Source organism: Ruegeria sp. BJ5 (genome assembly GCF_056537865.1).
Genome location: NZ_JBQFSH010000021.1, coordinates 1 through 1,057, shown reverse-complemented (window position 1 = coordinate 1,057; position 1,057 = coordinate 1). Strand labels below are relative to the sequence as shown.

Below are 1,057 nucleotides of genomic sequence, written 5' to 3'. Positions count from 1 at the left end.
TCGCGGCAGGTCTACGTCAGGCAGGCGGTTTCCTCGGTCTACTTCAGCAATATCCATCAGCATGGGCTCAGGCGGGCGCTGGTGAGGTCGATCAGATCGAGGCGCTCGTTGCAAAGCGCGCGCAAGCACGCCTTGATCGTGATTGGCCACGCGCAGACGCATTGCGCGATGAGCTATTGGCACTTGGCGTTGAAGTCGAGGACTCCGGCGGTGAGAGCCGTTGGCGGATGCGCGCATGAGGGGTTTCTTCACATGGCTCCTGATCCTTCCGATCCGTGGCTACCGGCTCATCCTCTCCCCTTGGCTTGGTCACTCATGCCGCTTTCAGCCAAGCTGCTCTGTCTATGCGATCGAAGCTCTGGAAACCCATGGTCCTCTTCGCGGCCTATGGTTAACGCTTCACCGTTTGGCACGCTGCAATCCATGGGGCGGATCAGGGTTTGATCCGGTGCCACCTGTAAACAACCCCCAGATCAAATGAAGCTAAATGTTCCATGACGAAACGCGGTGAACAAGTGCCGGCCGAGATACTCGCCGTGCTCAAGGCCGCCAGTGGCGCGATGTCCGCCTATGATGTGTTGCGCCGATTACGGGCATCACACCCAAAGATAGCACGGCCGACCGTCTACAACGCACTTGCAGCATTAACCAAGATCGGTCGCGTTCACAGGGTCGAGTCCCATAAGGCCTACATCGCGTGCCAATGCGATGGCAGTCATCAATCGGCGGTACTGTCTATCTGCGACGAATGCGGAACTGTTGAAGAACGCACCGCCCCAGGCCTTGTCGAGAACCGCTCCGGCTTCGTTGAAGAAACGGGTTTCCTGCCGCAGCGTCATATCATTGAGGTGCATGGATTATGCTCGTCCTGCGTCTCCGGCACCTAGGTTAAGGTCAACAAAAAGCGAACAAATGCAGATGTTTGAAACCATTTTTCGAAACGGCATCGTCGTCAACCATGACGGCATCCATGAAACAGATATCGGCGCGCAGAACGGACGGATCACCGCTTTGGGTGACCTGTCGCGCGCGGCTTCGGAAACCGTGGTGGATTGCA

4 protein-coding genes are annotated in these 1,057 nt (G+C 57.1%); all 4 read left to right on the top strand.

Annotated elements, in window-relative coordinates:
• On the top strand, positions 1–239 hold a 239-nt coding region (locus tag ACR0NY_RS19130; protein ID WP_480771307.1), incomplete at its 5' end, for a CysS/YqeB C-terminal domain-containing protein.
• Positions 236–481, top strand: a complete 246-nt coding sequence (yidD, locus tag ACR0NY_RS19125) for a membrane protein insertion efficiency factor YidD (RefSeq protein WP_170438356.1) — start codon at positions 236–238, stop codon at positions 479–481. The genes ACR0NY_RS19130 and yidD, both read left to right, overlap by 4 nt.
• Before the next feature lie 13 nt (positions 482–494).
• Positions 495–887, top strand: a complete 393-nt coding sequence (locus tag ACR0NY_RS19120; protein ID WP_170438359.1) for a transcriptional repressor — start codon at positions 495–497, stop codon at positions 885–887.
• A partial coding sequence (locus ACR0NY_RS19115) for a hypothetical protein (protein ID WP_480771306.1) occupies positions 853–1,057 on the top strand: 205 nt, incomplete at its 3' end. The genes ACR0NY_RS19120 and ACR0NY_RS19115, both read left to right, overlap by 35 nt.